General features: G+C 72.7%; 3 protein-coding genes. All 3 read left to right on the top strand.

Annotated features, from left to right (window positions below; genetic code table 11):
- The first annotated feature begins 91 nt into the window (after positions 1-91).
- The 3 genes from ICW40_RS01065 to ICW40_RS01055 all read left to right on the top strand — a co-directional run bounded on the left by ICW40_RS01065 (position 92) and on the right by ICW40_RS01055 (position 3,448).
- Positions 92-859, top strand: a complete 768-nt coding sequence (locus ICW40_RS01065; protein ID WP_221651940.1) for a methionine ABC transporter permease — start codon at positions 92-94, stop codon at positions 857-859.
- A 91-nt stretch (positions 860-950) separates the two neighbouring features.
- Complete coding sequence (locus tag ICW40_RS01060; protein WP_221651939.1) at positions 951-1,889, top strand: MetQ/NlpA family ABC transporter substrate-binding protein; 939 nt, start codon at positions 951-953, stop codon at positions 1,887-1,889.
- Positions 1,890-1,975: 86 nt separating this feature from the next.
- Positions 1,976-3,448, top strand: coding sequence for an LLM class flavin-dependent oxidoreductase (locus ICW40_RS01055; protein WP_308121552.1), 1,473 nt, complete (start codon positions 1,976-1,978; stop codon positions 3,446-3,448).
- The last annotated feature ends 358 nt before the right edge of the window (positions 3,449-3,806 follow it).

The raw sequence follows: 3,806 nt of genomic DNA, 5'->3' as shown, positions 1-3,806 counted from the left end.
AGGCGGCGCCCGGAGCCGCGGTGGCCGGGCCGTCGTCGCCCGAGGCGTCCGACGGCGACGTCGTCGCGCGACGCGAGCTGGAGCCGGTCGCATGAGCGCGCCCGCCGTCGCCGTCCCGGCGCTCCGCGTGCCCGCCGCGGGGGACACGCCCCTCGCCGAGATCCCCGCCCTCGTGCTGCCTGCGCTCGGGGAGACCCTGCTCATGGTCGGCATCGTCATGGCGGTCGTCGTGCTCGTCGGCGTCCCGCTCGGCGTGCTGCTGCACAACCTCGCCCCGGGCGGGCTCGTCGAGCGGCCCGCGCTGCACCAGACGCTCGGCTGGGTCGTGAGCGTGGGCCGCTCGCTGCCCTTCCTCATCCTCATGGCCGCGCTCGTGCCGGTCACCCGGTTCGTCACGGGCACCAACATCGGGATCGCGGCCGCCGTCGTGCCCATGTCGCTCGCGGGCATCGCGTTCTTCGCGCGGATCGTCGAGAACTCGCTGCGGTCCGTCCCGCCGTCGCTCGTGCGCGTCGCGACGGCGTCCGGCGCCTCACCGGTGCAGATCGTCACGACGGTCCAGCTGTCCGAGGCGCTTCCGTCGATCATCGGCGGCCTGACGATCAACACGATCGCGATGATCGAGTACTCGGCGATCGCGGGGACCATCGGCGCCGGGGGCATCGGGTACGTGGCCGTCACCTACGGCTACCAGCGGTTCGACCACGCGGTGATGCTCGCGACGATCGTCGTCCTCGTGACGCTCGTCGCCCTCGTCCAGCTGCTCGGCGACGGGCTCGCGCGGGCCGCCACCCCGCACGCCCGCCGCTCGCGCCGCCGCGGGGCGCCCGCTCGCACCACCGCGGAGGTCGCCGCCTGACCCGACCAGCACCACCACCTCGGGCGCCGGGCGCTGCCACGCCCGCCGAGGTGCACCGCACGACCACCACGCACCCTGAGGAGTCACTGCCATGACCACCACCGAGACCGACCGCCCGCAGACCGGCGACGGCACCGACGGCCCCGACACGCACGACCACGGCTTCGAGCTCACGCGTCGCCGCCGCTGGCCCTTTGTCGTGGGCGGCGCCGTCGTCGTGGCGGCCGCGGCCGCCGCGATCGTCGTCCCGCGCCTGGGCGGCGCCGCCAGCCCGAACGAGATCGCCGGCGCGACCCTCTACGTCGCGACGGCCGAGGGCAACGCCCGCGAGCAGGCGCTCGTCGAGTACGTCGCCGAGGAGATCGCGCCCGACTACGGGATCACCGTCGCGTTCAAGGGCCTCGCGGACAGCAACACCATCAACCGGGCCGTGAACGACGGCGAGGTCGCCGCGACCGTCTACCAGCACGAGCTGTGGCTCAGCCAGGTGCTCGAGGCGAACCCCGGCTTCGAGGAGACGGCCGCCACGCCGGTGTTCCGCTGGGGCTTCGGCCTGTGGAGCGCCAGGTGGGACAGCGTCGAGGAGATCCCCGACGGCGCGACCATCTCGCTCTACTCCGACCCCGCCAACGAGGCGCAGGGCCTGTGGGTCCTGGAGCGGGCCGGCCTCATCACGCTCGACCCGTCCGTCGACAAGTGGACCGCGACGCAGGACGACATCGTCGAGAACCCGAAGGACCTCGAGTTCGTCCTGCTCGACTTCGGCGCCCAGTCCCGCGCCCTGCCGGACCTCGACGGCGCCGTCGGCTACACCGAGTACTACGTCGCGGCGAAGATCCCGGTGGAGCAGCAGATCTTCGCCCCGCCGGCCCCGGACGAGTTCGCGGGCCAGCTGACCGTCGGCACGCGCTGGATCGACGAGCCCAACATCCAGAGCCTCATCGAGGCCTTCCAGGACCCGCGCGTCCAGGAGTACCTCGCGACCGACCCCGAGGTGCAGGGCGTCCTGCTGCCCCTCGACGCCGAGTGACCGCCAACCCGTCCGCCGCACCGCCCGGCCCGACCAGCCCGACCAGCCCGCCCAGCCCGCCCAGCCCGACCAGCAAGGAGACCCTCGTGACCGAGACCCCCGTGACCCCCGAGCAGAAGAAGCGCATCGTCCTCAACGCGTTCGACATGACCTGCGTGACGCACCAGGCGGCCGGGACGTGGCGCCACCCCGAGAGCCGGGCGTGGGACTACAACACGCTCGAGTACTGGACCGAGCTCGCGAAGCTCCTCGAGCGCGGCCGGTTCGACTCGCTGTTCATCGCCGACGTCGTGGGCGTGTACGACGTCTACCGCGGGACGGTCGCGGGCTCGCTGACCGACGCCGTCCAGGTGCCCGTCAACGACCCGTTCCTCCAGATCCCGGCCATGGCCGCGGTGACCGAGCACCTGGGCTTCGGCGTCACGAGCGCGCTGACGTACGAGCAGCCGTACGCGCTGGCCCGGAAGTTCTCGACGCTCGACCACCTCACGCGCGGCCGCGTCGCGTGGAACGTCGTGACCGGCTACCTCAACAGCGCCGCGATCAACCTCGGCTTCACCAAGCAGATGAGCCACGACGCGCGGTACGACCTCGCGGACGAGTTCCTCGACGTCACCTACAAGCTGTGGGAGGGCAGCTGGGACGACGACGCCGTCGTGCGCGACAAGGAGCGCGGCGTCTTCACCGACCCGACGAAGGTGCACCCCATCGGTCACCAGGGTGAGTTCTACAGCGTGCCCGGCATCCACCTCTCGGAGCCCAGCCCGCAGCGCACGCCGGTGATCTTCCAGGCCGGCGCGTCGCCGCGCGGGCGCGGGTTCGCGGCCAAGCACGGCGAGGGCGTGTTCATCAGCCCCGGCACGATCGCCCAGGCACGCGAGACGACGGACGACATCCGCGACCGCGCCGAGGCGCTCGGCCGCTCGCGGGACTCGGTCAAGATCTTCTCGCTCATCACGGTCATCACGGCGGAGACGGACGAGGCCGCGCAGGCGAAGTTCGAGGACTACCTGCGCTACGCCAACCCCGAGGGCGCGCTGTCGCTGTACGGCGGGTGGACCGGCGTGGACTTCTCCGAGTACGACCCGGACCAGCCGCTGGTCGAGGTCGAGAACGACTCGCTGCGCTCGGCGCTGCAGATGCTCACGACGATCGACCCGGACCGCGCGTGGACGCCGCTCGACATCGTCCGCAACCGCAGCATCGGCGGCCTGGGGCCGGTGCTCGTCGGGTCCGTCGAGCACGTGGCCGACGAGCTCGAGCGCTGGGTCGACGAGGGCGGCGTCGACGGCTTCAACTTCGCGTACGCGATCACGCCCGGGACGTTCGAGGACCTCGTCGACCTCGTGGTGCCCGAGCTCCAGCGTCGCGGCCGGGCCCGCACGGAGTACGAGGGCTCGACGCTGCGCGAGAACCTCTTCGGCGAGGGCCGCGTGTTCGCCGAGGACACGCACCCGGCGCGGCAGTACCACGGGGCCTTCACCGGCGGCGCGAGCGCGGCCGACGGCACCAAGGAGTCGAAGATCTCGAACCACCTGGCGGAGACGGCCGCCGTCTGACGCGGCCCCAGCGCTTCCGTGGTGATGTCGCGTCGCCACGTGACGTACTGCTCCCACCAGGGCTGGACGGGGAAGGTCGGGGTCGGCATGCGACGCCGACCTTCCCCGTTCCTGGGCTGCGCTTGGACCGGGCGCGACCTGCCCGTCCGCTGCCGCGACCCGCGGGCTTCCACCGTCTCCCGTCGACGCGGATACTGGATGCAGGCGGCCCGGGTCAGGAGATCGGAATCGGATGGCTGAGCGGGCGGGTCCCCGGGCGGCAGGAGGGCGGCGCGCGGCCGGCCTCCCGCAGCGGACGCGCGGCGCGGCACCGTGAACGGGCGCGGCGTACGCGCGCGCGGGAGCTCGCGTCATGAGC

The organism is Actinotalea ferrariae (assembly GCF_019733465.1).
Classification (GTDB): domain Bacteria; phylum Actinomycetota; class Actinomycetes; order Actinomycetales; family Cellulomonadaceae; genus Actinotalea; species Actinotalea ferrariae_A.
This window is presented reverse-complemented; position numbering and strand designations above follow the sequence as displayed.

Excerpts from the sequence above, each read along its gene's own strand:
- ICW40_RS01065 (WP_221651940.1), top strand. The coding sequence starts at position 92 with ATGAGCGCGCCCGCCGTCGCCGTCCCGGCGCTCCGCGTGCCCGCCGCG.
- ICW40_RS01060 (WP_221651939.1), top strand. The coding sequence starts at position 951 with ATGACCACCACCGAGACCGACCGCCCGCAGACCGGCGACGGCACCGAC.